This is a genomic window from Bacillus sp. GMs2/2 (assembly GCF_050172095.1).
Taxonomy (GTDB): domain Bacteria; phylum Bacillota; class Bacilli; order Bacillales; family Bacillaceae_G; genus Bacillus_A; species Bacillus_A cereus.
Map to the genome: position 1 here is coordinate 1 of NZ_JBNLYE010000352.1, position 3,997 is coordinate 3,997.

The window sequence follows — 3,997 nt, forward strand, 5'->3', positions numbered from 1 at the left end:
GAATTAAAAGATAGTGTTATGATTATCAAAAATCAAATACTATTTCTTAAGAAAGGTGAAATGGGAAAATTAGTATTAAAAACCTATATTATCAGGTTTTGTATAAAAAATCTTATTATGTAATAGTTAGAGTTTTAATAATGAAAATAAAAATACATAAAATTCACTGGTTGAATTTTATGTATTTTTATGCACATATTATTATGAAATAGGTTCTTATGATACAAAGGATTGAAATTAATATTCATACTAAAAATGGTCCACATGCTCGAGCCGTAGCTACACTTATAGCAAAATTGAGCGGAATACTTTTAACGATGAATCTATTCATGAAACACAATCATTATTAGACCAATTGACTCTTGAAAAGAAAAGAATAAAGTATTTAGAATGTGAATTGTCGAAATATAAAAAACTAAACAACTCTTTTCCAGACATTATTATTTATAGTGACACTTTAATGAAGACGCTCTTTGTTGCGAATGAAGTGGCAGAATTAGATTCTACGATTCTTATTACTGGAGAGAGTGAAACAGGAAAAGAACTTATAGGTAAAGGTATCCATAAAGCTGTTTTCAGAAAGGATAAGTCGTTTATTCTAGTAAATTGTGCGGCTATCCCCCCTAATTTAATTGAAAGTGAGCTATTTGAGCATGAAAAAGGAGTATTCACTGGAGCACTTCACATGAGGAAAGGGAAATTTGAGCAAGCAAACATTGGAAGAATCTTTTTAGATGAAATTGGAGGCTTAAAGCTAAATGTCCAAGTGAAATCATTATAGGTTTTTATAATAAAAGGGAATTGTAGGAGGGAATAAAATTATAAAATTAAATGTTAGGGTACTAGCGGCGACTAATGGAAAGGAATAGATGCCATGAAAAAATTTATTAATAATCCAGAAAAAGTAGTTAGGGATATGATTGACGGAATGTTGTTTGCACATTCTGATAAACTACAAAATATGGCTGAAACAAATATAATTATTCGAGCTAATAGTCCATTTCCAGGAAAAGTGGCAATTGTCAGCGGAGGCGGGAGTGGTCATGAACCAGCGCATATTGGATTTGTTGGTAAAGGAATGCTTGATGCTGCTGTAATTGGCGAAATTTTTACTTCTCCTACACCAGACCAGATTTTGAAAGCAATTCAAAAGGTGGATACTGGAAGTGGGGTTTTGTTAATTGTAAAAAACTACTCAGGAGACATAATGAATTTTGAAATGGCTGCTGAAATGGCTGAAGCACAGGGAATTCCGATTGCTACAGTCATTGTTAATGATGATATTGCTATTGATAATAGTTCACACACTATGAGAAGAAGAGGAATTTCTGGAACAATATTTGTACATAAAATAGCTGGAGCAATGGCTGAGAAAGGGGCATCGCTTAAAGAAGTTGAAGATGTTGCAAATAAAGTAATTGCTAATATACGTAGTATGGGCATGGCATTAAAAACGTGTACTATACCTGGAGCTGGTACAGTTGGTTATAAAATTGATGAAAATGAAGTAGAGGTTGGTATAGGTATCCACGGTGAACCTGGAACTCATCGTATTAGTATGATAGCAGCTAATAAAATGGCTGAACTCCTTTTAGAGCATATTTTAAGTGATATGCAATTGAAGATTGGTGACAAAGTTGCAGTAATGGTAAACGGCTTAGGTGGAACGCCGTTAATGGAATTATATATTTTAAATAAGATGATTAACATAATATTAAACAAAATTGGTATCGATATCTGTAAAACATATGTTGGGGAATACATGACAGCGATTGATATGGCCGGTTTTTCTATTACTTTATTAAAACTAGATGAACAATTAACTGCTTTGCTTAATGATCCAGCAAATACGACTAACTGGCGTGTACAATAGGAGGGCCAACATGTATATTACACCAAGACATATCATCAATTGGATGCAACTTACTGCAAAACAACTTGAGTATCAAAAAAAAAACCTAACGCAACTTGATCAATTCATAGGTGATGGAGATCATGGTATTAATATGAATAGAGGGTTTAAAGAGGTTGAAAAAAAGATATCATATACAGCCTATGATGATATTGGAAATGTATTTCATGATATTGGAATGATACTTATTTCAAAGGTTGGAGGTGCATCAGGTCCTTTATATGGAACAGCATTTTTAAGGGCTGGTAGTGTTTTAAAAGGGAAAAATAAAATTACAATCAATGAATTAGGACTTGCTTTTCAAGAATCTGTAAATGGCATTTGTCTAAGAGGAAAAACTCAGATTGGAGATAAAACAATGCTTGATGTTTGGGATCCTGTTTTGAAGTATATCCAAAGAAATGGAGAAAAAATAAAACCTATTGGTCTTATCATTTTTGCAAGAGAACAAATGGAAAAAACTAAGCCATTATTAGCTAAAAAAGGACGTGCTTCTTTTCTAGGAGAAAGGTCTATTGGTCATTTAGATCCAGGAGCAGTCTCATCTTTTATTATCTTTGAAACTCTATGTTTATCTCTTATAGGTGAAAAAGAAATTGTTAATGAACTTAGGGAGCAATTGTGATGACTAATGCAGGAATTGCTTTAGTTTCTCATGTTTATCTACTAGTTAAGAGAGTTAAAAGCTTTACTCGCCCGATTAAGTTCCAATGTTTTTAAAGTTTCTGCAGGAGTAGTAGATAACGATAAGTAGGTAGAAGCGTCAGATAAATTCAAGAGGTTATTTATAATGAACGAGTTGTAATTGTATTCCTAAATTTGGTAGGCGCTCTAATTAAGAGTGATTAAATCAAAATAGCAGATTCACTATTAATAGAGGGTCCTACGTAGCACTTGTTGAATTAGGGATTGGCAAAACTTTAGAAGAAATCTTTAAGATTTAAGGCTGTACTTGAAGCGAAAACCATTATAAAAATATAAAAGGAGCTAATCTTATGAGAATCGAAAGAAAATTGATTGTAACTCGTAAGGATGGAATTCATGCAAAATCAGCAAGTGAAATTGTAGATGGCTTAAGGGATTATGATTGTTCGGTTAAGTTTATATTTAAAGATAAAAAAGTTAATGCAAAAAGCACTCTTCAATTAATCGGTTTAGCAGTAAAAAGAGGAGCGGAAATACATGTAATTCTTGATGGGGAAGATGCTGATGATGCCCTTGTGTTTATACAATGGTATTTGAAATAACAAAAGGGGGTCATAAATATGTCTCCATTTATGGGGGAATTAATTGGAACCTTAGTTCTTATTTTATTAGGAAACGGCGTTGTAGCAGGTACTTTACTAAAAAAATCCAAAGCACAAAATTCCGGATGGATTGCAATTACTCTTGGCTGGGGATTAGCAGTTACATTTGCTATATATATAGTAGATAACATAAGTGGAGCACATTTGAATCCTGCAGTTACAATTGCTTTTGCTTGTATAGGGTTATTTCCTTGGAGTGAAGTTCCTTCCTATATTGGTGCACAGTTGATGGGGGCTTTTTTAGGTTCAATATTTGTCTGGCTCCAGTATTTTCCGCATTGGAAAGAAACTAAAAATCAAGAAATTATATTGTCGGTGTTTTCTACAAGCCCTGCAATAAAAAGTTGGCCGTCCAATTTGTTAAGTGAAATTATTGGCACTGCAGTATTTGTATTTTCAATTTTAGCTATGAGTCATAATAAAGTTACAGATGGACTACTTCCAATAATAATAGGAGCGTTAATAGTATCTATAGGTTTATCTCTTGGTGGAACAACTGGATTTGCTTTAAATCCAGCTCGAGATTTTGGCCCAAGACTAGCACATCAAATCTTACCAATATGTAATAAAGGCTCTTCGGATTGGGGATACGCATGGATTCCCATAATTGGTAGTACCATAGGAGGAATCATAGGAGCTATATGTTTTCAATTGATTTATTAAGCAATTAATATATTAAACTTCAATTAGAAATCGATTAGTTAACCACGTTTACTATCGATCATATAATGCAAAGGGGTATTTAAGTAAAAAATGTATGCTAAAAAATCACTATATA

General features: G+C 32.9%; 5 protein-coding genes. All 5 read left to right on the top strand.

What is annotated here, in order from left to right:
- Positions 1-397 precede the first annotated feature (397 nt).
- The 5 genes from ACQGS6_RS24070 to ACQGS6_RS24090 all read left to right on the top strand — a co-directional run bounded on the left by ACQGS6_RS24070 (position 398) and on the right by ACQGS6_RS24090 (position 3,882).
- On the top strand, positions 398-781 hold the full coding sequence (locus tag ACQGS6_RS24070; RefSeq protein ID WP_025966274.1) for a sigma 54-interacting transcriptional regulator: 384 nt from the start codon (positions 398-400) through the stop codon (positions 779-781).
- 93 nt (positions 782-874) lie between these two features.
- Entirely contained in the window at positions 875-1,873 is a 999-nt protein-coding gene (gene dhaK / locus ACQGS6_RS24075) for a dihydroxyacetone kinase subunit DhaK (protein WP_000713539.1), read from the top strand.
- A 10-nt stretch (positions 1,874-1,883) separates the two neighbouring features.
- The gene (dhaL, locus tag ACQGS6_RS24080; protein WP_025966275.1) at positions 1,884-2,537 is read left to right on the top strand and encodes a dihydroxyacetone kinase subunit DhaL; all 654 of its coding nucleotides are present in this window, start codon (positions 1,884-1,886) and stop codon (positions 2,535-2,537) included.
- A gap of 370 nt (positions 2,538-2,907) precedes the next feature.
- Positions 2,908-3,159 (top strand): HPr family phosphocarrier protein, encoded by a 252-nt coding sequence (locus tag ACQGS6_RS24085; RefSeq protein WP_086423712.1) that lies wholly within the window; start codon positions 2,908-2,910, stop codon positions 3,157-3,159.
- A gap of 18 nt (positions 3,160-3,177) precedes the next feature.
- The gene (locus tag ACQGS6_RS24090) at positions 3,178-3,882 is read left to right on the top strand and encodes an MIP/aquaporin family protein (protein WP_100618993.1); all 705 of its coding nucleotides are present in this window, start codon (positions 3,178-3,180) and stop codon (positions 3,880-3,882) included.
- Positions 3,883-3,997: the final 115 nt, after the last annotated feature.

Bases quoted from the DNA above. Each gene is read 5' to 3' on its own strand.
- dhaK (WP_000713539.1), top strand. From the start codon at position 875: ATGAAAAAATTTATTAATAATCCAGAAAAAGTAGTTAGGGATATGATT.
- dhaL (WP_025966275.1), top strand. From the start codon at position 1,884: ATGTATATTACACCAAGACATATCATCAATTGGATGCAACTTACTGCA.
- ACQGS6_RS24085 (WP_086423712.1), top strand. From the start codon at position 2,908: ATGAGAATCGAAAGAAAATTGATTGTAACTCGTAAGGATGGAATTCAT.
- ACQGS6_RS24090 (WP_100618993.1), top strand. From the start codon at position 3,178: ATGTCTCCATTTATGGGGGAATTAATTGGAACCTTAGTTCTTATTTTA.